We start from the raw sequence: 25,214 nt of genomic DNA on the forward strand, positions 1-25,214 counted from the left end.
CGTCGCGCGCTTGCCGCGCCGCCCAGGCGATGATATAGAGAGCCATATCTTTTCAACCCGTCTGGAGTATGGCCCATGCCCACCTCTTCGTCCTCCCCGGCGCCCGTTGCGGCTTGGACTACCGAAGATTCCGCTTCCCTCTACAATCTGCCCGGCTGGGGCGTGGGCTATTTCGGCATCAATGATAAGGGTCACGTCACCGTGCGCGCAGGCGGTCCCGACTCGCCTGAGCTGGATATGCTCGATCTGATTGAAAAGGTCCGCGCCTTGGGGCTGGAGTTGCCGGTTCTGGTGCGCTTTTCCGATATCCTTCATGATCGCATTCAGCGCATCAATCGCTCCTTTGCCGAGGCGCGGGACAAATTCAACTATACCTCTGACTACGCTGGTCTCTACCCCATCAAGGTTAACCAGGACCGCAAGGTGGTGGAGGAGATTATCGAGTATGGCCGCCCCTTCCATATGGGGTTGGAGGCGGGCTCCAAACCGGAGCTGGCCATCGCCCTGGCTTACCTGCACGGCGGCAGCGGCGTGGTGGTGTGCAATGGCTATAAGGATGAACCCTATGTGCGGCTGGCGCTGCTGGCCATGGGCATGGGGCTGCCGGTCTATCTGGTGCTGGATCGCCCTGGCGAGCTGGACACCGTATTGCGCGTCGCCGATGCTCTGAAAGTGCGCCCCAATCTGGGCTTCCGCGTCAAGCTGGACGCCGCTGGCGCGGGGCCGTGGTCGGAGTCGGCGGGGGGGTTCTCCAAATTCGGTCTGACCGCCGGTGAAATCCTCGATGTGGTGGGCGCACTCAAGCGGCGCGGCATGCTCGATTGCGTCAAACTGATCCATGCTCACCAGGGCTCGCAAATCACCGCATTGCGCGCCATGGAGGAGAGCGTACGCGAGGCTGCGCGCTACTTTGTGGAGCTGCGCGCCATGGGCTGCGCGGTGGAGCGGGTGGACATGGGCGGGGGACTGGGCGTCGATTATGGCGGCGAGCGTAACGGCGAGGACGATTCGGTCGACTATTCGTTGAGCCAGTACGCCGAGACCTTTGTGAGCGTGATGGCGGAAGCGTGTGAAGAGGCGGACCTGCCGCACCCTATTTTGCACACCGAGAGCGGACGCGCGCTGACTGCGCACCATGCGGTGCTGGTGGTGGATGTGCTCGACGCCGACGTGCCGCGCGATGCGCCCAGTCTGCCGGAGTTTCAGCACGAAAAAGAGGCGGAGGACGCCGATGACGCCGACGAGATGGCCCCGGAGACCGCCTCGTTGATGGCGCTGGTTGACGAGGTGGACGAACACAACGCCGCCGACATCTGGCATGAAGCGTTGGCGCTCAAAGGGGCGTTCCAACGCGCCTTTTTGGCCGGGCGGGTGGGTGTGCGCGATCGCGCTGACGCCGAGAAACACTTGTGGCGCATCGCCGCGCGGGTGCGTGATGTGGCGCCGCAGAGCCTGTTTGCAGCGGAGTCCGAGGAGGAGGAGAATACGGTCAGCGACTATGTGGTGGATCGCTATCTGGCCAACTTCTCCATGTTCCAATCATTGCCCGACGCCTGGGCGGTGGGGCAGCGTTTCCCCATTTTGCCGTTGCAGCGCTTGGGCGAGCGTCCCAGTCGTCTGACCGCCATCAACGATCTGACCTGCGATTCCGATGGCTGCATCAATCAGTTCATCGTCAAGGACGGGCCCAAACCGGCGCTGCCGCTGCATCCGCTCAATGGGGGCGAGCCGTACCGGCTGGGCATCTTCCTGGTGGGCGCCTATCAGGAGATCCTGGGCGATCTGCACAATCTGTTCGGCGACACCCATGTGGCGCACGTGGGTCTGGGCGACAATGGCGAGTGGAGTTACCAGCAGGTTTTGCCGGGTCAGACCACCCGCCAGGTGTTGACTCAGGTATCCTACGATCCGCATCATCTGATGAATCGCGCCCTGGCGCTGACCCATAAAGGGGATCATAATCTGGGCGCGCTTTTTGCAAAAAGCTTCGGCGAAGCGTTGGATGATTATACCTATCTGACCCCCGAGATTTCATAACCGGCGCAATGTGATTGCGCATTCAACTGCAATATCGCGACCTTGCAGGAATCGTGGCGCGCCGGGCCCAAGCCGTAAGGATTCTGACATGTCCGTTTTTGCGCAGATTCGTCCCGCCCATTTGGCCCTGGCTGTCTTCAGTTTGACGCTGACCCCGCTGTGGTCGCCGGTCGCATTCGCCCAGGCCGCCGCCACTGACGCGGCCATGCAGGAGAGCATGGCCAGCGATCCGGCGCCCGAGAGCATGGCTCCCGCCGCCGAGCTGGACGGCAACGCCATGTTCCTGGAGGCGGCGCGTTTGGCCATGGCCAACAACCCGCAGATGCGCAACGCCGACTACACCCTGGAGTCCGCCCGCGAGGCGATCCCCACCGCCCGCGCCAGTCTGCTGCCCACCATTGAAGGTTCGGTGGCTTTTAGCCACAGCTACGCCAAGTATGGCGTCACGCGCACTCAGTCGGACCCCACCGCCCTGACCTTGAGCCTCACCCAGGCGCTGTTCAATCGGCAGGCGTGGATCAGCTATGACCAGTCCAAGCCCAATGTGGCCGCCTATGAGCACGATCACACCAATACCGAACAGGCGGTGATCATGCGGGTGGCGGAGGTCTATCTGGGCTATCTGGAAGCGCAGTCGGTGCGTGATCTGGCGCGCAGCAATCTGGCGGTGATCGAATCCAACCTCAAGGCCACCATCGCGCGCTTTGAGGCGGGCGAGTTGACCCGCACCGACGTCTCCCAGGCGCGGGCGCGTCTGGCCAGCGCCCAAGCCGATCTGGAAAAAGGCATCAACGGCGTTAACGTCAGCGCCGCCCTCTACCGGGAAGTGGTGGGGCAGGCGCCGCCCAAGGTGATGGCCGCGCCCACTATTGGTCACCAGATGGATGACGCCAATCTGGATCAACTGTTCGAAAAGGCCGATATCCGCCCCGACATGATGGCCCAAGGCGAGCGCGTGCACGTGGCCGAAAAGAGTGTGGATTTTGAAAAGGCCGGGCACTGGCCCACCGCCACGCTGTCGGGTTCGCTCAGTCGCACCCTGCACGCCGAGACCGGCGGCAACGATCTGGGCTCCTACGACAGCCACTCCCTCACCGTGACCGTGACCGCGCCCATCTATGAGGGCGGCGCCACCGAGTCCGGCGTGCGCGGCGCCCGCGCCGATCTGGAGGCGCAGCGCGCCACTTATGACCAGTTGAAGCTGCAGGCGCGCCGTGAGGTGGAGCAGGCGCTGCTGGATATGCGCAGCGCCGATGCGGTGGTGGCATCGTTGGAATCCGCCCTCAAAGCGGCCCGCGACGCCCTGGCCGGGGTGCGAGACGAGTTCAATGTGGGCGCGCGCACGGCGCTGGATCTGCTGGATGCGCAGAACGAAGCCTTCAGCGCCGAAACCAATCTGATTCAGGCGCGCTACAACGCCGAACTGGCGCGCTTCAGTCTACTCAGCGCCACCGGACAGCTCACCATGGCGGAACTTGAGGGGCGGTAATCGAGTCTCATATCTGTTAAGATGCGCCGATGTGCGAATCGCCCCGGGCGATGCGGCATCGACTCAAAGATGGATGACGGCGGCGGCGGCGGATTCTCACACCTGTGAGTTGAGCGGTCGTGGCGGTCGAAACTACCCCAAGGACATGATCATGCGTGACAAGGTTGAAGCGGTTTTGGCGGAGATTCGTCCCATGTTGCAGCGCGACGGCGGCGATGTGGAGCTGGTGGAGATCACCGAAGACAACGTGGTGAACGTGCGTTTGCGCGGCGCGTGCGGCTCCTGCCCCGGCGCCATGATGACCCTCAAGGGCGGCATTGAGCGCGCCATGAAAGAGCGGATCCCCGAAGTGCGCTCGGTGGAGAATGTGGGCTGAGCGGGATCGACTTTCGACAGCTTCTCTCCCCCCATTGCGACGAACGCCCCCCGCAGTGTGCGGTCGAGCTGGTGGTGGTGCACGCCATCAGCTTGCCGCCGGGGGCGTTCGGCGGTCCCTACGTCGATCAGCTCTTCACCGGCTCGTTGAATCCTGACGAGCACCCCTTCTTTGCGGAAATCGCTCCTCTGCGCGTGGCCGCGCACTTTCTGGTGAATCGCGCCGGTTTGGTGACGCAATACGTTGCGGTGAGCCGCCGCGCTTGGCACGCTGGCGTCAGCCAGTGGCGCGGACGCCAGCGCTGCAACGACTTCTCGGTTGGCGTCGAACTGGAAGGCGATGAGCGTACGCCGTTTGCACCCATCCAGTATGTGCGTCTGGCGCAGCTGTTCCGCACCCTGCAAACGGGCCTGCCGCAGTTGCGTGACGATGGCTTGGCCGGGCATGAACACATTGCGCCGGGTCGCAAGTGGGATCCTGGACCGATGTTCGATTGGACGCGGTTGCAGCAGGCGTTGTCCTGCGCTGAAACTCGAAATGATTGGCCGATTCTTTGGTGATTCGGCCTTTTTGTTATCGCGCGCTCTCTTACTGCATTGCGCTCGGCCGGGGGAGGCCGACCCTATGAAGCATCTGCATGTCATCGGAATCTGTGGAACCGCCATGGCCGGGCTGGCCGCGCTGGCTCAGGACGGCGGCTGGCGCGTGACCGGCTCTGACGCCGGCATCTATCCGCCCATGAGTGACTTTCTTGCCAAACGCGGCATTCCGGTGCGTGAAGGGTTCGACGCCGCCGCGCTCAACCCCACGCCGGATCTGGTGCTGGTGGGCAACGCCATCTCCCGCGGCAACGCCGAGTTGGAGGCGGTGCTGGACGCCGGGCTGCCCTATGTCTCCGGCGCCCAATGGCTGTATGAAAACGTATTGGCCAAGCGTCATCCGGTGGTGATTGCGGGCACTCACGGCAAAACCACCACCTCCAGCATGACCGCCGCTCTGTTCCGCTCCGTGGGCTGGAAGCCGGGTTTTCTGATTGGCGGCATTCCGCTGGATTTCGGCCATGGCGCGCAGTACCCCGGCGGCCAGTTCGTGGTGGTGGAGGGGGATGAGTACGACACCGCCTTCTTCGATAAGCGGCCCAAGTTCCTGCACTATCGCCCGCGCACGCTGATTCTCAACAATCTGGAGTTTGATCACGCCGATATCTACCCCGATCTGGAGGCGATTCGCGTGCAGTTCCGCTATCTGCTGCGCAGCGTGCCGCGTCGTGGGGTGATTCTGGCCAATGGCGACGATGCGGAGATTGAGGATCTGGTCGCCAACCACGCCTATGGGCCGGTGACGCGCTTTGGCATCGATGGCGACTACCCCTTCCGCGCGCGCCTGGAGAGCCCGGATGGCTCCTCCTGGACGCTGTTGCGCAATGGCGCGCCGCTGTTTACCGTGGAGTGGGCGCACCTGGGGCGGCATAATGTGAGTAACGGTTTGGCCGCCGCCGCTGCGGCGTTGATTCATGGCGCGGCGCCGGATGCGGTGAAAAAGGGGCTGGCGGCGTTCCAGGGGGTGGCGCGGCGACTGCAAGTGCGCGCCAATGCGGGCGGCATTACCTTGTATGACGACTTTGCCCACCACCCTACCGCCATCGCCACCACGTTGGCGGGGTTGCGCGCCAAGGTGGGCGAGAACGGGCGCATCTGGGCGGTTCTGGAGCCGCGCAGCAACACCATGCGTCGGCGCGTGCATCAGGCGCATTTGGCCGAATCGCTGGTTGACGCCGACGGCGTGATCATCGCCCAGCCCGCCGCACGCGGGTTGGCGGCGGACGATATGCTGGACGTGGCCGCGTTATTGCGTCAACTGCAGCAGGATGGCCGGGTGCGCCAAGCCCATGGCGTGGACGACGCCGACGGCGCGCTGGAGATTTTGCGCGCGCAGATGGCGCCGGGCGATCACATCGTGATCATGTCCAACGGCGGCTTTGGCGGCATTCATGCGCGCTTGGCTGAAGCCATCGAAGCGCGGGTTTAACGCGGGGCGTCCATGGGAGTCAATGCAATCAGAGGGAGGGCGAGTCATGGAGAGTGAAGAGTCCATCGTCGGACAGTTTCTTGTCGCTATGCCCACCTTGGAGGACACCAACTTCCACCACTCGGTGGTGTTCATCTGCGCCCACTCCAGCGAGGGGGCCATGGGGCTGGTGGTCAACCACCCCCACAGCGTGGGCATGACCGACGTGATGGAGCAGTTGGGTCTGAATTGGCGTCGACCGGAGAACAATATCGTCTATCAGGGCGGGCCGGTGTCGCCGGAGCGCGGTTTTGTGCTCTATGAGGAGGATTTTGGCGACTCCGGCGCGGTGGAGGTGCAGAGCCACCTCTTTATGGGCGGCAGCCCGGAGATTCTGGAGCGTCTCTCCGACGCCGGGGCGGCGGCGCGTTTTCTCTTTACGCTGGGCTATGCCGGTTGGGGCGATGGTCAGTTGGAAGAGGAGATTCGGCAGAACGCCTGGCTGGTGTGCCGTTTTGATCGCGAGCTGCTGTTCGCCACCCCCCATGAACGGCGCTGGGAGATGGCCATCCGCAGCATGGGCATCGACCCGGCTCTGTTGGTGGATGGGGGCGGCCAGGCCAATTGAGGCGGCTGAGTCCGGGGGATTTTCCGTCCATAGTGGAAAAAATGCATGGGGCGCGAAAAATCCGCTTGACCCAACGGCCCGGTAACGCTAATCTTCGCGTCTCGTCACGCACGAGACACATTGCCCAGGTGGCGGAATTGGTAGACGCGCTAGATTCAGGATCTAGTTCCCGCGAGGGAGTGGAAGTTCGAGTCTTCTCCTGGGCACCATCTGAAAGTTACGAAAAGGGTTGGGTCTTTATGACCTGACCCTTTTTTTATTGGCTGTTTTTTGACCGCGCGCAACGAGGAGAACGGTCGGCTATCATGCACAATAAGCCATTGAAGTTTCTTGTGAGCACCGGGCATAGCGGCACCACCTGGTTCGGCGGCGCGTTTCACGCCCCGGAGGCCGGGATGGTCTGTTTGGTGGATAAGGAGTTTATCCACACCGCGTTGGGCGAGATTACCGAGATGCGCCCCATGGGCGCGCCCGCCATGCGCTGGCGGGCGCTCAGTCTGATGCTGGATGGTTCGGATTATCTTCACATGAGCGCTTGGCGACGTTTTTGGCAAGCCGCCCGCAGTCTGCCCTACGCCGCCATCGGCGTGACCCACTTTTTCCCCCTGCAAATGGCCCGTATGGCCCCTGTTCTGGCGGATCTCAACGCTGAAGCGCTGATGATGCCCCGCAATGGCGTGCAGGTGGTGGACTCCTACTTCCACCACAACGACCGTTCCGACGTCTGGTATCACAACTTCATGACGCGCATGCTCGGCCCGGTCTATCAGCGTGAATTCCACGGCAAGAGCGAGCCGTTGGACCTGTTCTCGGCGCTGTGCCTGTTCTGGGCCTCGCAGCGCCCAGTGGCCGAAGCGGTGGCGGATAACCCCCGCTGTCGCGTGCAGACCTTCGAATCCCTCACCACCGACGTCGATGCGTTCCAACAGACTTGGCGCTGGATGGGCGCCGAGACGGAATTGACGCCTGAACAGGTCGCCGCCAAACAGGGCCGCGATATCAATCGAAAGAGTCGCGGCGACCGCTCTCCAGAGGCGATCTGGGGGCGTTGGAGTCCCGAGCAGCGGGAGATCTTCAATCGCTACTGCGGCGAGGCCATGGGCTATTTCGGTTATGGAGAGCTCGCATGAGCGGCCTTGAGCACGGTGCAGAGGATCTGTGGCAACGCAATCTGGCGGCGCTGCGGCGGGTGGACGCCGCGTTGGCGCAGCAGGTGAGTCAGGCGGGCGCCATAGAGCCTGAAGCGGCGTCGGTGACGCTGTTCCGCGCCCAGCGGCGACAGGATCTGTTTCTGTTGCAGGATTGCGCCGCCCAGCAGCAGGAGCTGCTATTGAGCCTGCTGACGTCGCAAGTGACCTATCATATTCAGCCCAGCGAGGCGCAACGGGCGGAGATCGCCGATGGCGCCAAGTGGTTGGTGGCGACCTCTCCCAATAGCCATATCGGCACATTGGAGCAGAGCGACGAGGGCGGCGGCGCCCTCGGCGTACTCCCATTCGTGTTTGTGCATGAGAGTCGCCCTGAGGGGCTGGCGGCGCTGCTCAAGCGCGTGGATCTGGCCGACTATCTGTTGGATGGCAAGCTCTTTCTTCAGTGCGGCGATGCGGGGTGGGCGCGTCTGGCGCAGTGGGCGGGGGGCTGTGCGCAGGAGTTCAACCACCTCTGTCCGGAGCAGGATGCGCAACCGCTGACGCAGCGCTTCGACGCCCATGGCGGATTGCCCGCGCCGGAGCTTCTGGACAATACGCCCCCCGACGATTGGCGCAGCGGCGCTCCCAGCGCGGCGCCCAAACTGTTTGCCGAGGGGCGCGGCGGGCGCTGGCTGTTCCTGCTGCGGCTGCCGTCGGCGTTCTCACTGTATCGCTACTATCTGGATCAGCGGGATATTCTGCAGCGCCAGGGGGTGGCGGTGGAGAGCATGATGATCCTGCCCGGGACCACCGACCGTGCGGTGGTGGCGCGCATTCGTGCGTCTGGGCCCGATGTTGTGTGCGATCTGTACAGTTGGGGTAAGTATCACGTCAGCGACGATCCCTTTGACGCCGAACTGATCGACTCCCAACGCATCACCCGCCACATTCCCAGCGACATTACCTGGATTTGATCGCTGTCTACGCGGAAGGCTCCACCGATGAGACGCGAGCCAGAGCCAAACAAGACCACTGCTCTGAGGCGGTTCACGAAGGTTCTGTTCCTTCTCTCAGTGACCGGCGGCGCTCTTCTCCTGATCGTTTGGTGGTTGCTGACCGGGGCTCAACGGTTCCGGGATTATCATACGGAGCCTTTGCCTTCCGTCATGATTCAGGAGTTGGTGAGCAATCACGGCAAATCTCTTCCTCTTCAAGGAATGACTCGCTTCGCCTGGGATCATGTCTGCCAAATGACGCCGTATAGTGATCCTCCCCCCATGCTGCGTGGGCTCTATCCGTCTCACTTGTTATCTGATTTGAAATTTCACGAGGGCGCGTTCTGGTGGTTCTTCCTACAGAATAACCACGTTGTTAAAGTCTACCATGGACGGATTGATCGCCCACTCAGACCCCTTACGCTCGAACGCTGTTTGACGCGAGACGAGGCCATTCTGACCTCCTTGCCCAATCTCTATGAATACAAGGGCTCCAAGCTTTGGCGCGTGAGCAGCGGGGAGAAATTAACCCGCCAGGAGTGTCGCCAGAGATATCCAAACGGCGACTTCTGCCCATAAGAACCCCGAATGATCACGCGGCGATTCCGATCACGCCCGCTATCTGCGTCATCTGTTCGGCGGTGAGTTCGAACTCGGTAAACGCCAGATCTTCCGCCATGTGCTGGGGTGAGGTGGTTCCCGTGAGCGGGACCGCGCCGCTCTGGTTGAGCCAGCGGAACAGAATCTGCGCCGGGGCGCAGCCCATCTCCTGGGCCAGGGCGACCACGCTCTTGTGCTGCAGAATGTGCGGGTTGGCGGTGAGGGTCCAGAAGCTCTGGTAGGTCACCCCATGCTCGCGGCAGAAGGCGCGCAACTCGACGTCATAGCCGCTCTTATCATAGAATCGATTCTGCAAAATCGCCGGTTTGACCTGGGCGTTGGCCCACAGCCATTTGAACACGTTCACATCATAGCAGTTGCTGATGCCCAACTGCCGCGCGCCGCCGTCGGCGTGAATCCCCTCCAGCGCCCGCCACACCTCGGTGAACTCCGTCTCGGTGGCCAACGGCGAGTGCAACACCAGCCCGTCCAGTTGCTCAACTCGCAGATTTTTCAATGAAACCGCGAACGACTGTGTGACCTGTTCGGTCAAAGGGGCGTTGGGGTCATAGGGGACGTTGGCCGGATCCTGACCGCGCAGCGGGGTGAATTTGCTCTGGATGTAGAGATCAGAACGCGCGCAGACTCCGGCTTGAATCGCTGCGGCGATGCCGTCGCCGACGCCGGACTCATAGTAGTGTTTGGGCTGGCAGGCGGTGTCGATGCCGCGAAATCCGGCCCGCAGCGCTTGCTCGACCAGGGCGGCGGTGCGCTCCTTTTTCCACGCTGTGCCGTAGACCATGGGCGGCAGGGCGACGTTGGCGTGGGTGGTTTTCCAGTGTGCGGGGGGCGTGGTCATGGCGAGGCTCCGGTGGTTGCTGTCGTGATGACATTACCGGGAAATTGCGCCGTCGTCATGTTGTTGCAGTGGAGGGCGTGCTATCGTGATTCGCCATGCCTTGATGCAATGGAAGGCAGGATTAAGCACAAGGTGGGATGCGCGAGAATAGAGTCGTTCCACTCGGAGCAAAACTCACGAGGGTCCAGGGAAATCATTTCCCTGGCGGGTCACGGGCAGAGCCCGTGCGGGTCCAGGGCGGCGCCCTGGTCGGGGTCTGGGGCGAAGCCCCAGTCTCTTTGATCATCTCATCCAGTGAGCGCCGCAGGAGATTTTTTTTACCCCATTAGGAGCCAGAAGATGAAAATCGGATTTGTCGGATTGGGCAAAATGGGCGGCAACATGGTGACCCGCTTGATGCAGGCGGGTCATGAGATGGTGGTGTTCGCCCATGAGGCCGAGGTGGTGGCGGAGTTCGCCAATAAAGGCGCAGTGGGGGCCGGTTCGCTGGCGGAGTTGGTGGCGAATCTGCCCAGCCCGAGCATCGTCTGGTTGATGGTGCCCTCGGGGGCGCCCACGCAGCAGAATCTGGACGACCTGTCCGGCCTGCTGGACGCGGGCGACATCATCATTGACGGCGGTAACTCCGATTGGCGCGAGACCCAGCAGCGCAGCGCCGCGTTGGCGGAAAAGGGGATCATCCTGCTGGACTGCGGCACCAGCGGCGGCGTGTGGGGGCTGGAGAACGGCTACTGCCTGATGACCGGCGGCGATGCGGCGGCCACCGAGACCCTGACGCCCATCTTCACCGATTTGGCCCCGCAGAACGGCTATCTGCACTGCGGCCCCAGCGGCGCCGGGCACTTTGTGAAGATGGTCCACAACGGCATCGAATACGGCATGATGCAGGCCTACGCCGAGGGCTTCCAGATTATGCAGCAGGCGCCGTTTGATATCGACCTGGCGGCGGTGAGCGGGGTGTGGCGCCACGGCAGCGTGGTACGCTCCTGGCTGCTGGATCTGGCCGAACTGGCGCTGCGAGAAGATCCCAATCTGGACAAGCTGGAGCCCTATGTCTCCGACAGCGGCGAGGGGCGTTGGACAGTGGAGACCGCCATCGACCTGGCTGTGCCCGCGCCGGTGATCACCGCCGCGCTGTTCGCCCGCTTCCAGTCGCGCGACCGGGAGGCGTTCGGGCATAAACTGTTGGCGGCGCTGCGCAATCAATTCGGCGGCCATGCGGTCAAGGCCAAGTCCTGAAGGGGGCGAGCATGAGACAGGCGCAACCGGCCATTCTGGCGCTGTTCGGCGCCACTGGGGATCTGGCCAAACGCAAATTGATCCCCGCGCTGTATGATCTGCATCGCAAAGGGGCGCTGCCGCGTCCGTTCCTGATCCTGGGGTTGGGGCGCAAGCCGGTCAGCGACGCCGATTTCGCCGCCCAGGCGGGGGCGGCGCTGGCGCGCTTTGGCGCAGGGGGCGAAGAGTTGCGCGATGTGGAGCCCTTCACCCGGCTGTTCCGCTATCAGCAACTTGACCCTGCCGATTCCCAAGCTTACGCGGCGCTGGCCGAGCGCATGGCGACCTTGTGGGAGGAGTCCCGCATGGAGACGCGCAATGCGCTGTTCTACCTGGCGCTGCCCCCAAGTCTCTATGCCCCCACGGCGGATGGTCTGCACGCCGTTGGGCTGGCCGACCAGAGCGACGGCTGGCGGCGCATGATCGTGGAGAAGCCGTTTGGCGAGGATCTCGCCTCCGGTGTGGCGCTCAACCGCAACCTGCTGGAGCGCTTTGAGGAGCGGCAGATCTATCGCATCGATCACTATCTGGGCAAGGAGACGGTGCAGAACATCCTCGCCCTGCGCTTTGCCAACGCCATTTTCGAGCCGGTGTGGAATCGCAGCCACATCAGCCATCTGGAGGTGACCGCCGCCGAGACCATCGGCGTGGAGGATCGCGGCGGCTACTTCGACGGCGCGGGCATCCTGCGCGATATGGTGCAGAACCATCTGTTGCAAGTATTGGCTACGGTCACCATGGAGCCGCCGGTGGCGTTTGACGCCGCCGCCGTGCGCAACGAGACCGCCAAGGTGTTGCAGTCGCTGCGTCCGATCACGGCGGAGAACATTCACGAGCATGTGGTGCGGGGGCAGTATCTCTCCGCCAATGTGCGTGGCGACGATCTGGCCGCCTATCGGGATGAGGGCGGCGTGGCCCCGGAGTCGCGCACCGAGACCTTTGTGGCGATCCGCGCCCATATCGACAACTGGCGCTGGGGCGGCATCCCCATCTACATCCGCTCGGGCAAGCGTCTGCCCACCCGCGTCACCGAGGTGGCGGTGCACTTCCGTCAGCCGCCGCACCAGTTCTTTCAACGCGCCGACGGCGCCGCCCCGGGGGCCAATCGGCTGATTATCCGCATCCAGCCTGACGAAGGCATTCTGGTGGAGTTCGGTCTCAAAACCCCGGCGGCGGGCTTCCAGATTCAGAACGTGGGGATGGATTTCCACTACAGCGATCTGGGCGAATCGCCCATCCCCAGCGCCTACGAGCGGCTGTTGCTGGATGGATTGCTGGGCGACGCCACCCTGTTTGCGCGCAGCGATGCGGTGGAGTGGGGCTGGCGCTTTGTGCAGCCGATTCTGGACGCCTGGGCCACTGACCCGGAGATCCCGCTGTATGGCTACCCGGCGGGCACATGGGGGCCGCCGGAAACCAAAACTCTGTTCAAGGAGGGCGGCGAGTTTCGCTATCCGTGCCGCAATCTCACCACCGACGGGGGCTACTGTGCCCTCTGAGGCCCCGAATATCCAAATTTGCGCCGATGCCGACGCCGCCGCTTTGGCGCTGGCGGAAGCGCTGCTGGCGGCGCTGACGGCGCACGATGCGTCCGAACCACTCTCTCTGGTGGTCTCGGGCGGCGGCACGCCGGAACGGCTGTTCCGTCTGCTGGGGGGCGCATGGCGCGCGCGCATTCCCTGGCGCAAGCTCGCCCTCTACTGGGTGGACGAACGTTGCGTCGCCCCGGACGATCCCCAGAGCAACCACGGCATGCTGTTGCGCGCTTTTGGCGGGGCGCTGCCCGCCGACTTAGCGGCGTATCAGCGCATGCGCGGCGAAGATCCCCCGCAGCAGGAGGCGGCGCGCTATGCCGCGCTGTTGCCGCCGCGTTTGGATTGGATCTGGCTGGGCATGGGCGATGACGGCCACACCGCCTCGCTGTTCCCCGGCGAAGCGGCGGGCGGCGGGCGTTGCCATGGGGCGCGCAATCCGCTCTCGGGACAGGCGCGCATCACCTTGAGCGAACAGGAGATCCTGCGCGCAGAGCGGGTGACGTTCCTGGTCACCGGCGCCAGCAAGAGCGCAACGCTGCAGACGGTCCTGTCCGACCTCCAGTGCGACCTGCCCGCCGCGCGCATAGCCCGGGCGCGCAGGGTGGGTTGGCTCCTCGACGCGGATTCCGCCCCGCCTTATCTGCAATAAATTAATCTAAATTCTTAAAAATTCGGCTAACTTCTCACCTGCGTTTACGCTTTCGCTTGGTGCTGTGGCGCTTTTTTTCTTACTCTGATAAATGCGCCAATCATCACCGTTTGGCGTTGACGAGACGATGCGAGCAAACCGATGGCGTGTGCGGCATCGAAACCCCCGTGCTGGAGAGGATATGCGTTCCGAGCAGAGCGAAACGGCCACGGCGAAATCTTTTGACGCGGATCGTTCCAGCCATGCAACTCTGCGCAACCGTGTTACCGCACGGTGGCGTTTGGCGCTCTCATTGGTGTTGGCGGCCGCGCTGTTTCTTGGGGTGGGCGGCTGGATGTGGCGGCAGTGGGACGCTCAGGGCTCCGAACATGTGATGCAGCGCGCGCAAGCCAGCGCGGCGGTGGGCAATGCGGTGTTCCAGTGGTTGCTGGAGCAGGAGGCGCGCGTGTTGGAGGAGGCGTTGCGCCCTCTTCTGATAAACCCAGACCTGCGCGCCGCTTTTGTCGCACGAGAGCGAGACAGGCTGCATGCTCTGGCGCAGCCGCTGTTTGTCAAACTGCGGGCGCGGCGGCGGGTGACGCACTTCTATTTTCACCTGCCCAGCGGGGTGAATTTTTTGCGCGTGCATCACCCCAAACGCTTCGGAGACCAAATCCAACGGGTCACCTTGGAGCAGGCGCGCGCCAGCGGCGAGATCGCCAGCGGCATTGAGTTGGGTCCTCTCGGCACCCTGGCCCTACGCGTGGTGTCGCCGGTGCGCCAGGATGGCCAGATTATCGGCTATCTGGAGCTGGGGGAGGAGATCAATCACGTTGCGCCCATGGTCAAACGCATCAGCGGCGGGGATCTGCTGGTGGGGGTGTTCAAATCCCTCCTTTCGCGCAAAACCTGGATTGAAGGTCAGGCTGCTCTGGGCAACGCGGATTCCGATTGGGATGAGTATCCCAATATGATCATCAGCGATCGCACGGCGCATCTGTGGGCCCCGGACCTGGATCTTCACATTATGACCCAGGGGCATGGGGGGGTGAGTTTTGTCTCCCGAGTGGGATCGCGAAAAATGGTGGTGACCCATTTTGTCTTGCGCGATGCAGGGAAACGGGAGATCGGCGCGCTGTTCTTCCTGCAGGAGTTGGCCGCCCTGAGCGCTGCTGGAGACGCGCAGCAGCAGCGCGTGATGTTTGGCCTGTTGATATTGGCTGCAGGGGTGTTGGCGATCCTGTTGATTTCGCATATGGGGCTGAGCTTGGTCTATGCGGCTGATGTGCGCCGAAGTCAGCGTTTGTTGCAGGAGAGTCTGGACGCACAGAGCGATCTGCAGCGTCAGCGCTTTACGCTGCAAGAGGCGCTGCAGACGCATCAGCGCGCATTGGCCGAAGAGCAGGCGCTCAATACCCTCAAGCGTCTGGCCCTCACGGCGCCGACACAGCAGGCCTTTTTGGAAGGGGCGCTGGACAGTCTGCTCAACGGCATGCCTTGGTTGGGGAGTCTGGAGGAGGGGTGCGTCTTCTTAACCGAAACCGACTCCGCTGGCGCGCAGCGCTTGCGCCTGACCGCCGCCCATCGTCTGTCGCCGAAGCTGCGCACACAATGCGCTGTACTGGAGTTTGGCCAGTGTTTGTGTGGCCGCGCCGCGCAGTCGCGTCAACCGGTGTTTGCGGAACATGTGGATGAGCGGCATGAGATTCTGTTCGATGGCATGGCGGCGCATGGGCACTTCATTTTGCCATTGATTCAGGATAATCAAATGCTGGGGGTGCTCAATCTCTATCTGCCTGATGGCGCGGAGCGCAGCGCCGGCGATGAGGCGTTTTTAACCCGCGCCGCGGAAGCCATGGCGTTGGGGCTGACCACGCGGTCGCTGCGTGGGCGCTCTTGGAAGGCCCATGTGAAAAAGGGGGAGTGAGCATGACTGGAATTCAATGGCGAAACGCCCTACGTTACTGCATGACGTCGCTGATGTTGAGCATTGTCGCCGTGGCGTTGAGCGGGTGTGAGAAGCCGCCGCAAGAGTTGCCGACTCTGCGCATCGCCCATGCCCCCCATGACCATCATGCGCCGCTCTATGTGGCGGCCATGAACCCGGACTATTTCAAACAACACGGCGGCGTTTGGCTGCGGGAGAAGCGATTTCGCCAAGCCTATCAGTTGATGGAGGGCGATCGCGCCATCGCCAATGTGGAGATCGGCTCGCACACTGGCGGTCAGGAGCTGATTCGCCGCCTGTCCGAAGAGCAGTATGACCTCTCCTTTGGCGGCGTGCCGGCGATTTTAAAATATATCGACAAGGGGCGCTCCATCCGCATGTTGGCGCCGGTCATGGCCGAAGGGGCGGGACTGGTGATGGGCGTGGACTCTCCGGCCCGCGATTGGGACTCCTTCCTGGAGCTGGCCAAAACGCGCAAAGAGCCGCTGCGAATCGGTTATAAATCCCAGTTTTCCGTACAGAATCTCATTTTTGAACACGCGTTGAGCGTGAGTAATGTTCCCTTCTCCAGCGATGCCGACGACGCCAAGGCGCGGATTCTCCTGATCAATCTGAACGGGCCGAAAAACCTCATTCCCGCGTTGAAGAATCAGTTGGTTGACGGATTCGTCATCATGCAGCCCTTTCTGGCCAAAGCCGAGGCCCAGGGCGTGGGCAAAACCGTGGCGATGCTGCATGAACTGCCGCCGCAAGGCAAATGGCGTGGCCACCCCTGCTGCGCCCTGGCTGCGCACAACAACTTCCTGGCCAAACATCCAGATTTGAGCCGCAAAATGACCGCGCTGATGTGGCGTGCGCGGGATCTGGTTCGAGAGAAGCCGCTGCAGAGCGCCAAACAGGTGGCCGCCTGGCTGAATGGCTCTGAGGATGTGGAGGCGCTTTCGCTGCCCACCATCGACTTCTCCGTGCAGTTGGATGAGAGCTGGCGACGCGGCGTGCACTACTGGATTGAAGCGATGCAGCATCGCGGCTCACTGGCTGGACAGGTGCGCGCGGCGCGTTCCCCCGCTGAACTGGATGCGCTGCTGTATGACCGCGCGCTCTACCAACAGGCGTGTCAGGAGGCTCCATGAGGAGCGTTACGCTCTCACGCAAGATTCTGCTGGTCTTCTCCTCCATCGCGATCGTGACGTTCCTGGTGGTTGGGGTGGTCTATTTTGGTTTTTATGCGCAGAGCGCCGCCAATGCTCGCATTGGGCAGTTTCACGCGCTCAACTCCCATGTGGAGTCGATGAGCGCCATCTCCCCGGACACCAAAGAGAATGTGAAAGATCGATTCCTGCAGGAGGTGAGCGCCATTCGCGCGCTGTTGCGTGAGATGTCGCTCAAGCCCGTTGCAGGCGCTGTGGATGCAGGCCGACATATCGATGAGTTGATTGTGGAGCTCTCCTATCATCAGAACGCTTGGTTGGAGCTGCAGGAGAAGTTCGCCGCCGATCGGCGCTTTACCGCACAGGCGACGGATCTGAAGTGGCGCGATCGTCCCAAACAGGCGCCCGCTCCAGAAGCGGCGATGCTGCTGCGTGGGCTGTTGGAGGAGTTTGAGAACTATCTGAATGATCGTAATATCGTGCGAATTGGGCAAATGAAACGCGCGCGCGATCAGATGCAGGGGCGCGTTGCGGCGGACTATCTGCATTGGGTGGATCGCATCATCGCCCTGGCCGAAGCGCGCCATGTGAACTGGCTGGCGATTCAGGAGCGCCAGGACTTTCTCAATGGCTCGCGGCGCCACTTCATGCGCAGCAGCGCCACCGTCACCGAGCAGATCTCCCAGTCCATCAAGCGCTTCAGTTGGCGGATGTTTTGGGTTCTCAATAGCCTGCTGTTTGTCTCAGCGAGTTTGACCATCGTGCTGTGGTTGGTTTCCCGGCGTTACTTCATGCGTTTCTTGGCGGCGCAAAACGCGGCAATCGAGTCCATTGAGCAAGGCGAGTATGACTACCCCGCAGCGGAATTGCCCAATGATGAATTGGGGCGGCTGACGCGCTTTACCAAACACATGGCCGACTCCATCAAGGAGAGTCGCGCGCTGTTTGTGGATACCCTCAATGATCTGCCGTTCTTCATCTTTGTGCTGGATCTGCAGGGACAGGTGGTGTTCGCCAATCGTTTTGCGCTGCAGCGCATCGGCGCCGAGTTGGAGGCGATTCGCGGCGCGCCGTTTCATGACTCCTTATGGATCACTCATGGTCAGGGCGGTCGTCACGCCATGGCCGAGCGCATCCGCCGTTGCGCGGAGGGCGAAAAGATCTCCACCCAACTGCAATGGAATGTGGCGGGGCGGTCGCAGATTTGGGTGGAGCTGTCGCTCTATCCCATTTTCGATGAGAGCAGCTGGGTGAAGAATCTGATCGCCGCAGCGGTGGATATCACCGCGCGGCGCAATAAGGAGGAGGAGTTGGCGCAATATCGCGTCAGCCTGGAGGATCAGGTCGCCACCCGCACCAAGGAGCTGCATGCAGCCTTGGAGGAGGCGCAGCGCAGCCAGACGGCGGCGGAGTTGGCCACCCAGGCCAAGAGCGAGTTTCTCGCCAATATGAGCCATGAAGTGCGCACGCCCATGAACGCCATCATCGGCATGACGCACCTGGCTTTGCAGACCAATCTGGATGAGCGGCAGCGCGGCTATATTCTCAAAGTCAACGGCGCCGCCAAATCCCTGCTGGGCATCATCAACGACATCCTGGACTTCTCCAAAATCGAGGCGGGCAAGCTGCGCATGGAGGAGACCCCCTTTTCGCTCAGCGAATCGCTGGACTCCCTGCTCACGCTCACCGCCGAACGGGCGCATGAAAAGCGTCTGGAATATATCCTCTATCAAGACCCAAACATCCCTGCTCTGTTGACGGGCGATCCCCTGCGCTTGGGGCAGGTGTTGTTGAATTTGGTGAGCAACGCCATCAAATTCACTGAGCAAGGCGAGGTGATCTTGCGCGCCGAGCTGGCGGAGCTGGTCGAAGAGCGCGCTCGGGTGCGTTTTTGCGTGCAGGATACCGGTATTGGCGTCAGTCCAGAGCAGAGGGAGAGCCTGTTCGAGTCGTTCAGTCAGGCGGACGCCTCCACTACGCGACGCTTTGGCGGCACCGGCTTGGGATTGGCCATCAGCCAGCAATTGGCGGGGTTGATGGGGGGGACGATTCAGGTGGAGAGCGAACTGGGCGAAGGCAGCCTCTTCACCTTTGAGTTGACTCTCTCCGTTGTTGAGAATCGGCCAGACCCCGGCTGTGCGCCGGATCCGGCCCAGAGCGGCGCGCGACTGCTGATTGTCGAGCCGCTCCACTCAACCCGAAAGATATTGGCGCAAGTGGCGCAGGATCTTGGCTATCAAGCCACCGAAGCGCTGGATGGGGCCGACGCCTGGTCGCATCTGCATCTGGCGCAAGAGCGCGGTGAGTCGTTTGATTTGGCGCTGTTGGCTTGGGGCGCGCCGGGCTTCTCCTGTCCCGAGCTGTTGGCGCGTTTGCGCAATCCGTCTGAATTACACGCCGTGCCTGCGGTGGCGATCATGGGCTTCATGGATGAAACCACCCATGACCATCTGCGCGCGCAGCCCCAAGTGATCACCATTTTGGATAAGCCTGTCGTTGCCTCGAGTCTGCGTTACGCCATGGGGCGGGCGCTGCAGCGCTCCGGACGCATTCCGTTGCCGACCTCAGAGGCCGACACGCAGCAGGGGCCGCCCAGCGATGTGGGATTGCAAGGCGCGCGCGTTCTGTTGGTGGAGGATAATGAACTCAACCAGCAAGTGGCGCTGAACCTGTTGCAGATGGCGGGCGTCGAGACGACCGTGGCCAAAGATGGTCTGATGGGCGTGCAGTTGGCCACGGAACAGAGCTTCGACGCCATTCTTATGGATCTGCAGATGCCGGTGATGGATGGCTACGCCGCCGCGCGTCTGATGCGGCAGACGCCCGCCTGCGCCGCCACGCCGATCATCGCGATGACCGCCAACGCCATGGCTACCGAACAGGAGCGCTGTCTGGTGGCGGGGATGGATGATTTTCTGGCCAAGCCCATCGAGCCGGAGGCGTTGATGGCCGTGCTGTTGCGCTGGATCAAGCGGCAGGAAAATCCGGCGTCGCTGGATGCGGTGATGCAGAGCATAGCCGGGCAGATGGACGAGTCGGCGCCGCCGCAGATTCCCGGTCTGGATGTGGAGATCGGTCTGCGCCGCGTGGGCGGTCGTGTGGAAGGGTATGTGGAGTCGCTCAAGAAGTTTGTCGCCAAGCAGAGCGACGCCATTGGCCAACTCCGCGCGGCGCTCAAGCTCCAGGATCTTGAGGGCGCGATGCGTCTTGCGCATACCCTCAAGGGCGTGGCGGGCTCCATTGGCGCCATGCAACTGGAAGAGGAGGCCCGCGCGCTCAGTCAAGCGCTGGCGCAGAATGATCTGCGCACCGATCAGATTATCTCCCGCGTGGAGCAGAGACTGGCGCAGGATATCAACGCTATTCGCGCCGCTTTGAAGGCGCGCACCAGCTCCTCCGTTACCGTGCAGGATAATCCGGACGATGATTTGCGCACGGTCAGTCAAAAGCTGGGGCGCGCGTTGGAGCTCTTGCAGGAGTACGACACCAGCGCAGAACTCCTGCTGCGTGATCTGCGCGCTACCGTGGGAGATGACAGTGCGCTTTCGGAGACGTTGGATGCGGTCTTGGCGCTGGTGGATGATTACGACTACGAGGCGGCTGCCGAACGTTTGGCCGCCTGTTGCGACAAACAGACGCGCAAGTCAGAGAATTGATCGCTTTGCAATTTGTCAAAAATTGGCGATGGTGATACTCTTCTGAGCGCATAGAAAACCATAATGTCAACATAAGCCGGTCACGCTTCGGGCGGGAGTGGGCTGGCGCCACTCTTCTGTATGGGGGGACGTGAGTATGCGAGCGCGTTATGAATCCTTTTTCCGGCGGTCCCTGGATGAGCGTGAGGCGTTTTGGCGCGAACAGGCGGAGCTGATCCACTGGGAAAAGCCCTTTGATCAGGTGTGTGACGACTCCAAACTGCCCTTTGCCAACTGGTTCGTCGGCGGGACCACCAATCTCTGCTACAACAGCGTCGATCGCCATCTGGCTGAACGCGCTGACCAACCTGCGATCATCTGGGTCTCCACCGAGCAGGAGCGCGAAGAGAAGATCACCTATCGCCAGCTCCACGAGCAGGTCAATGCGCTGGCGGCGGTGCTGCAAGAGCAGGGCGTGGTCAAGGGCGATCGGGTGTTGATCTATATGCCCATGATCCCCGAGGCGCTGGTGGCGATGCTGGCGTGCGTGCGCTTGGGCATCATCCACTCGGTGGTGTTTGGCGGTTTCGCCTCCCACGCGCTGGCCTCGCGCATCGACGACGCCAAACCCAAAATGGTGATCACCGCCGATGCCGGTCTGCGCGGAGGCAAGGCGGTCAACTACAAGCCGCTGCTCAAAAAAGGCATGAATGAAGCCATGGCCGATGCGCCCATGGTGCTGACGGTCAATCGCGGCGTGGCCACTGAGGCGGTGGAGATCCCCGGCGAATTGGACTACGCCACCGAGATGGCCAAGCACGCGGGCGCGGTGGTGGATCCGGTGTGGGTGGAGTCGAGCCACCCCTCCTATATTCTCTACACCTCCGGCACCACCGGCAAACCCAAGGGGGTGCAGCGCGACACCGGTGGCCATGCGGTGGCCATGCGCGCCTCGCTCAAACACATCTACGGGGTGGAGCCCGGCGAGACCATGTTCTCCGGCTCCGATATCGGTTGGGTGGTGGGCCACTCCTATATCGTCTATGCCCCGCTGCTTACTGGGGCGACCACCATCGTCTACGAAGGCTTGCCCATTCGTCCCGATCCAGGCATCTGGTGGCGCATTGTGCAGGACCACAAGGTGAACTGCCTGTTCACCTCGCCCACCGCCATTCGCTTGCTCAAGAAGTCCGGCGAGGAGTGGATTCACAAGTATGATCTGTCCAGCATGCGCTCCCTGTTCCTGGCTGGCGAACCGCTGGACAAGGAGACCCATCGCTGGGTGATGGATGCGCTTAAGTGCCCGGTGGTGGACAACTACTGGCAGACCGAAACCGGTTGGCCCATCCTCACCAACTTCATGGGGCTGGGGCTGATGGAGCTTAAGCACGGTTCGCCGTCGCTGCCCGCCTATGGCTATGACGTGATTCTGGTGGATGAGCAGACCGCCCAGCCGGTGGGGCCCAATCAAAAAGGTTCGTTGATGATTCGTCCGCCGCTGCCGCCGGGCTGCATGACCACCGTTTATGGTGATGACGAGCGTTTCGTCTCCACCTACTTCTCGCGCTTCAAGGAGCCGCTCTACGCCACCTTCGATTACGCCATGTATGACGAAGACGGCTACTACTTCATCATGGGCCGCGATGACGACGTCATCAACGTCGCCGGGCACCGCATGGGCACCCGCGAGGTGGAGGAGGCGCTATGTCTGCATCCGGCGGTGGCCGAGGCCGCTGCGGTGGGCATCAAGGATGAGATCAAGGGACAGGAGATCGAAGCCTTTGTGGTGCTGATGGCCAATGTGGAGCCGCCCACCACCGATGAGCTGCGTCAGTCGGTGGCCAGGGAGTTGGGGCCCATCGCCAAGCCCAAGTATCTGCACATCGTCACCTCTCTGCCCAAGACCCGTTCCGGCAAGGTGATTCGGCGCGCCATTCAGTCTCTGGCCGAGGGCGGCGATCCCGGCGATCTGCCCACCATCGAAGACGCCACGGTGTTGGATCAGATTCGCGGCGCGGTGAAAGATCGCTCGTAAGTTTTTGTGTTGAAATGGAAAAGGCCCGCCGGTTTTTGGCGGGCCTTTTTTTTGGGGAAATGGAAGATATCGAGGGCTTTGCCCTCGAGCTCCCTTAAGATCAAAAGACACACCGTGGGCGCTGCCCACACCCGCTTAAGGGTCACGGACCCTTAAGAATCCCGCCAAATTTTCTTCGAAAATTTGTCCCCTCGTCAGCGCTAGCTCGCGGTTGGTCACGCAAACACTTTTGCTTCGTCACTGGTTAAGCTTGTTCCAACTCAACCAGCACGCCGTTCATCTCCTTGGGGTGGAGAAAGATCACTGGCTTGCCGTGGGCGCCGATCTTCGGCTCGGCGCTGAGAACGCGCACCCCCTCACTCTGCATGCGCTTCATGGCGGCATGGATATCCTCCACCTCGTAGCAGACGTGGTGCATGCCGCCGCCGGGATTGCGCTGCAGGAATTTGGCGATGGGGGAGTTCTCCCCCAACGGATGCAGCAGCTCAATGGTGGTGTTGGGCAGGCGCACGAACACGGTGGTGACGCCGTGTTCGGGCAGGTCCAACGGTTCGCTGACGTCGGCGCCCATGAGATCGCGATACTGGGCGACGGCGGCGGGCAGATCGGCCACGGCGATGGCGACGTGATTCAGCTTTCCAATCATAATCCTCTTCCCAAAGCGCGGCCAACTCGCAAGCGGATGATCGCGCAAAACTCTAGCGAATCAAAACGAAAACTGCACAGAACGACCAATGTTTGCGTGACGCAGGTTAAGCGAGCGCTGACTATGGGCCGCCGACTGGTCGGCGGCGGGGTCTGGGGGCTGCGCCCCCAGCGGGTGTGGGCGGAGCCCACGGTTGGGCTTTTGAATTTGGGAGCTCGAGGGCGAAGCCCTCGATATCTTTCATTATCCCCTTATTTTTTACCAATTTACTCAAACCGCACCAGCACCGCATCGGCCTCCACGGTGTCGCCGGGCTTGACCGCCACCGACTCCACCACGGCGTCCTTCTCCGCCTTCATGATGTTCTCCATCTTCATCGCTTCCAGCACGCACAGGGCGTCGCCCGCAGCGACTTTTTTCCCAGGCTCGGCCATCACTTTCAGCACCAGGCCGGGCATGGGGGCCATGAGCAGTTTGGAGGTGTCGGGTGGAACTTTGACCGGCATCAGACGCGCCAACTCCTGCAGACGCGGGGTGCGCGCGGTGACGCTGACGCAGCGGCCGCCGTGGGTCAGGCGATAGCCGTCGGCCAGCCGGTCCACGCGCAGGGTGTGGGTGAGGCCGTCGACGCTGAAGTTGGCCAGACGCATGCCCGGGGCGTAGTGGGCGCTGACTTCCACTTCATGGCCCTCGGCGAACTGGAACAGATGCGCGCCTTCGCGACGGTTGAAATTGAGCAGAGTCTCCTCGCCATCCACCGTCGCCACCCAGGCTTGTACGTGGTCGGATTCGTAGAGCTGCTGCTCCCAGGAGTCCTCGATAATCACCGCCGCCATGGCGAACAGATTGCGGCTCGCCTCAGTGAGCGGCGCGCCGGAGAAGCCTTCCGGGTACTCCTCAGCCAGGAAGCCGGTGGTGAGATTGCCCGCCACAAAGCGCGGATGCTTGAGCACCGCATTGAGGAAGTCCATGTTGTGGCCGGGGCCGTCGATGAGGTAGTTGTCCAGCGCCGCGCCCATGGCGTCGATGGCGCTTTGGCGATCTTCGCCCCAGGTGATGAGCTTGGCGATCATGGGATCGTAGAACAGCGACACCTCGCCGCCAGCGTAGACGCCGTCATCCACGCGCACGTTCTGCGACGGCGCGGGCGGTTCATAGCGGGAGAGGCGCCCCACCGAGGGCAGAAAGCCGCGATAGGGATCCTCGGCGTAGACGCGGCATTCGATGGCCCAGCCGTTGAGCGGCACCGCGTCCTGAGTGAAGGCCAGTGGCTCGCCCCGCGCCACGCGGATCATCTGCTCCACCAGGTCCAGCCCGGTGGTCATCTCGGTGACCGGATGTTCAACCTGCAGACGAGTGTTCATCTCCAGGAAGTAGAAGCCCTTATCGGCCCCCATGACGAACTCCACCGTGCCCGCGCTCTGGTAGCCCACCGCTTTGGCCAGGGCCACCGCCTGATCGCCCATGGCGCGGCGGGTTTGCGGGTCGAGGAAGGGCGAGGGGGCCTCTTCGATCACCTTCTGGTTGCGGCGCTGAATGGAGCATTCGCGCTCATTGAGCCAGACGCCGTTGCCGTGGGCGTCGCACAGCACTTGGATCTCAATGTGGCGCGGGCTTTCGATGAACTTCTCAATGAACACGCGGCCATCGCCAAAATAGGAGACGCCCTCGTTGGTGGCCGACTGCCACCCCTCGGCGGCTTCGGAGTCGTTGTAGGCGATGCGCATGCCTTTGCCGCCGCCGCCCGCCGAAGCCTTGATCATCACTGGATAGCCGATCTGGCGCGCGGTCTCCACCGCCTGTTCGGCGGATTCGATCACCTCATCGCTGCCGGGGATGGTGTTGACGCCCGCCTTCTTGGCCAGGATTTTGGAGGAGATCTTGTCCCCCATGGCGCGCATGGCGTTGGCGTCGGGGCCGATGAAGGCGATGCCAGCAGCGTCCAGCGTTTCGCGGAAAACGGGGTTCTCGGAGAGGAAGCCGTAGCCCGGATGCACCGCATCGGCGCCGGTCTGTTTGATGGCGGTAAGGATATTGTCCATCACCAGATAGGACTGGTTGCTGGGCGCCGGGCCCACGCACACCGCTTCGTCGGCCATGCGCACGTGCTTGGCGGCGGCGTCGGCCTCGGAGTACACCGCCACCGTGGCGATGCCCATCTGGCGGGCGGTGCGAATGACGCGGCAGGCGATTTCACCGCGGTTGGCGATCAGAATCTTCTTCATGCTGGTCGTCCC

18 protein-coding genes and 1 tRNA gene are annotated in these 25,214 nt (G+C 62.3%); 16 read left to right on the top strand and 3 right to left on the bottom strand.

Translation table 11 applies throughout. The annotated features are described in order from the left end of the window. Window positions 1-75: 75 nt before the first annotated feature. The 9 genes from speA (at window position 76) to MAIT1_RS04945 (ending at window position 8,641) form a co-directional block, all read left to right on the top strand. Window positions 76-2,037 (top strand): biosynthetic arginine decarboxylase, encoded by a 1,962-nt coding sequence (gene speA / locus MAIT1_RS04905; protein ID WP_085441166.1) that lies wholly within the window; start codon window positions 76-78, stop codon window positions 2,035-2,037. A gap of 88 nt (window positions 2,038-2,125) precedes the next feature. Further along, the gene (locus tag MAIT1_RS04910) at window positions 2,126-3,526 is read left to right on the top strand and encodes a TolC family outer membrane protein (RefSeq protein ID WP_085441167.1); all 1,401 of its coding nucleotides are present in this window, start codon (window positions 2,126-2,128) and stop codon (window positions 3,524-3,526) included. A 151-nt stretch (window positions 3,527-3,677) separates the two neighbouring features. Then, window positions 3,678-3,902 carry a NifU family protein gene (locus tag MAIT1_RS04915; RefSeq protein ID WP_085441233.1) on the top strand — a complete coding sequence of 75 codons (225 nt, stop codon included), beginning with the start codon at window positions 3,678-3,680 and terminating at the stop codon, window positions 3,900-3,902. Further along, window positions 3,899-4,462 (top strand): 1,6-anhydro-N-acetylmuramyl-L-alanine amidase AmpD, encoded by a 564-nt coding sequence (gene ampD / locus MAIT1_RS04920; protein ID WP_085441168.1) that lies wholly within the window; start codon window positions 3,899-3,901, stop codon window positions 4,460-4,462. Before MAIT1_RS04915 ends, ampD begins: the two co-directional genes overlap by 4 nt. A 64-nt stretch (window positions 4,463-4,526) precedes the next feature. After that, window positions 4,527-5,930 (top strand): UDP-N-acetylmuramate:L-alanyl-gamma-D-glutamyl-meso-diaminopimelate ligase, encoded by a 1,404-nt coding sequence (gene mpl, locus MAIT1_RS04925; protein WP_085441169.1) that lies wholly within the window; start codon window positions 4,527-4,529, stop codon window positions 5,928-5,930. A gap of 46 nt (window positions 5,931-5,976) precedes the next feature. Then, complete coding sequence (locus tag MAIT1_RS04930; protein WP_158089320.1) at window positions 5,977-6,537, top strand: YqgE/AlgH family protein; 561 nt, start codon at window positions 5,977-5,979, stop codon at window positions 6,535-6,537. 122 nt (window positions 6,538-6,659) lie between these two features. Beyond that, window positions 6,660-6,746: transfer RNA gene (locus MAIT1_RS04935), tRNA-Leu, on the top strand. Between the two features lie 123 nt (window positions 6,747-6,869). Next, window positions 6,870-7,667, top strand: coding sequence for a hypothetical protein (locus MAIT1_RS04940; protein ID WP_143814661.1), 798 nt, complete (start codon window positions 6,870-6,872; stop codon window positions 7,665-7,667). After that, the gene (locus MAIT1_RS04945) at window positions 7,664-8,641 is read left to right on the top strand and encodes a hypothetical protein (RefSeq protein WP_085441172.1); all 978 of its coding nucleotides are present in this window, start codon (window positions 7,664-7,666) and stop codon (window positions 8,639-8,641) included. The genes MAIT1_RS04940 and MAIT1_RS04945 overlap by 4 nt, the downstream gene beginning before the upstream one ends. Window positions 8,642-9,254: 613 nt before the next feature. Here MAIT1_RS04945 and MAIT1_RS04955 read toward each other — a convergent pair. Further along, a complete protein-coding gene (locus MAIT1_RS04955; RefSeq protein WP_085441174.1) occupies window positions 9,255-10,121 on the bottom strand; it encodes an aldo/keto reductase family protein in 867 nt (288 codons plus the stop codon). A 339-nt stretch (window positions 10,122-10,460) separates the two neighbouring features. Here MAIT1_RS04955 and gnd point away from each other — a divergent pair, with 339 nt between their 5' ends. From gnd to MAIT1_RS04990, 7 genes are all read left to right on the top strand, one after another. Beyond that, the gene (gene gnd / locus MAIT1_RS04960; RefSeq protein ID WP_085441175.1) at window positions 10,461-11,360 is read left to right on the top strand and encodes a phosphogluconate dehydrogenase (NAD(+)-dependent, decarboxylating); all 900 of its coding nucleotides are present in this window, start codon (window positions 10,461-10,463) and stop codon (window positions 11,358-11,360) included. 11 nt (window positions 11,361-11,371) lie between these two features. Next, the gene (gene zwf, locus MAIT1_RS04965; RefSeq protein ID WP_085441176.1) at window positions 11,372-12,898 is read left to right on the top strand and encodes a glucose-6-phosphate dehydrogenase; all 1,527 of its coding nucleotides are present in this window, start codon (window positions 11,372-11,374) and stop codon (window positions 12,896-12,898) included. Then, on the top strand, window positions 12,888-13,583 hold the full coding sequence (locus MAIT1_RS04970; RefSeq protein ID WP_158089321.1) for a 6-phosphogluconolactonase: 696 nt from the start codon (window positions 12,888-12,890) through the stop codon (window positions 13,581-13,583). Before zwf ends, MAIT1_RS04970 begins: the two co-directional genes overlap by 11 nt. A gap of 181 nt (window positions 13,584-13,764) precedes the next feature. After that, complete coding sequence (locus tag MAIT1_RS04975) at window positions 13,765-15,489, top strand: cache domain-containing protein (RefSeq protein ID WP_158089322.1); 1,725 nt, start codon at window positions 13,765-13,767, stop codon at window positions 15,487-15,489. Window positions 15,490-15,491: 2 nt separating this feature from the next. Further along, the gene (locus MAIT1_RS04980) at window positions 15,492-16,643 is read left to right on the top strand and encodes an ABC transporter substrate-binding protein (RefSeq protein ID WP_085441179.1); all 1,152 of its coding nucleotides are present in this window, start codon (window positions 15,492-15,494) and stop codon (window positions 16,641-16,643) included. Further along, window positions 16,640-20,317 (top strand): hybrid sensor histidine kinase/response regulator, encoded by a 3,678-nt coding sequence (locus MAIT1_RS04985; protein WP_085441180.1) that lies wholly within the window; start codon window positions 16,640-16,642, stop codon window positions 20,315-20,317. Before MAIT1_RS04980 ends, MAIT1_RS04985 begins: the two co-directional genes overlap by 4 nt. 136 nt (window positions 20,318-20,453) lie before the next feature. Beyond that, the gene (locus MAIT1_RS04990) at window positions 20,454-22,331 is read left to right on the top strand and encodes a propionate--CoA ligase (RefSeq protein ID WP_085441181.1); all 1,878 of its coding nucleotides are present in this window, start codon (window positions 20,454-20,456) and stop codon (window positions 22,329-22,331) included. Between the two features lie 244 nt (window positions 22,332-22,575). Here MAIT1_RS04990 and mce read toward each other — a convergent pair whose 3' ends face one another. Together mce and MAIT1_RS05000 are read right to left on the bottom strand one after the other, a co-directional pair. Beyond that, window positions 22,576-22,977 carry a methylmalonyl-CoA epimerase gene (gene mce, locus MAIT1_RS04995; RefSeq protein ID WP_085441182.1) on the bottom strand — a complete coding sequence of 134 codons (402 nt, stop codon included), beginning with the start codon at window positions 22,975-22,977 and terminating at the stop codon, window positions 22,576-22,578. Between the two features lie 266 nt (window positions 22,978-23,243). Then, window positions 23,244-25,202: an acetyl-CoA carboxylase biotin carboxylase subunit gene (locus MAIT1_RS05000; RefSeq protein ID WP_085441183.1), complete on the bottom strand. Its 1,959-nt coding sequence runs from the start codon at window positions 25,200-25,202 to the stop codon at window positions 23,244-23,246. Window positions 25,203-25,214: the final 12 nt, after the last annotated feature.

The sequence above is a fragment of the Magnetofaba australis IT-1 genome (genome assembly GCF_002109495.1).
Classification (GTDB): Bacteria; Pseudomonadota; Magnetococcia; order Magnetococcales; family Magnetococcaceae; genus Magnetofaba; species Magnetofaba australis.

Bases quoted from the DNA above. Each gene is read 5' to 3' on its own strand.
- speA (WP_085441166.1), top strand. From the start codon at position 76: ATGCCCACCTCTTCGTCCTCCCCGGCGCCCGTTGCGGCTTGGACTACC.
- MAIT1_RS04910 (WP_085441167.1), top strand. From the start codon at position 2,126: ATGTCCGTTTTTGCGCAGATTCGTCCCGCCCATTTGGCCCTGGCTGTC.
- MAIT1_RS04915 (WP_085441233.1), top strand. From the start codon at position 3,678: ATGCGTGACAAGGTTGAAGCGGTTTTGGCGGAGATTCGTCCCATGTTG.
- mpl (WP_085441169.1), top strand. From the start codon at position 4,527: ATGAAGCATCTGCATGTCATCGGAATCTGTGGAACCGCCATGGCCGGG.
- MAIT1_RS04930 (WP_158089320.1), top strand. From the start codon at position 5,977: ATGGAGAGTGAAGAGTCCATCGTCGGACAGTTTCTTGTCGCTATGCCC.
- MAIT1_RS04945 (WP_085441172.1), top strand. From the start codon at position 7,664: ATGAGCGGCCTTGAGCACGGTGCAGAGGATCTGTGGCAACGCAATCTG.
- MAIT1_RS04955 (WP_085441174.1), bottom strand. From the start codon at position 10,121: ATGACCACGCCCCCCGCACACTGGAAAACCACCCACGCCAACGTCGCC.
- gnd (WP_085441175.1), top strand. From the start codon at position 10,461: ATGAAAATCGGATTTGTCGGATTGGGCAAAATGGGCGGCAACATGGTG.
- zwf (WP_085441176.1), top strand. From the start codon at position 11,372: ATGAGACAGGCGCAACCGGCCATTCTGGCGCTGTTCGGCGCCACTGGG.
- MAIT1_RS04975 (WP_158089322.1), top strand. From the start codon at position 13,765: ATGCGTTCCGAGCAGAGCGAAACGGCCACGGCGAAATCTTTTGACGCG.
- MAIT1_RS04980 (WP_085441179.1), top strand. From the start codon at position 15,492: ATGACTGGAATTCAATGGCGAAACGCCCTACGTTACTGCATGACGTCG.
- MAIT1_RS04985 (WP_085441180.1), top strand. From the start codon at position 16,640: ATGAGGAGCGTTACGCTCTCACGCAAGATTCTGCTGGTCTTCTCCTCC.
- MAIT1_RS04990 (WP_085441181.1), top strand. From the start codon at position 20,454: ATGCGAGCGCGTTATGAATCCTTTTTCCGGCGGTCCCTGGATGAGCGT.
- mce (WP_085441182.1), bottom strand. From the start codon at position 22,977: ATGATTGGAAAGCTGAATCACGTCGCCATCGCCGTGGCCGATCTGCCC.
- MAIT1_RS05000 (WP_085441183.1), bottom strand. From the start codon at position 25,202: ATGAAGAAGATTCTGATCGCCAACCGCGGTGAAATCGCCTGCCGCGTC.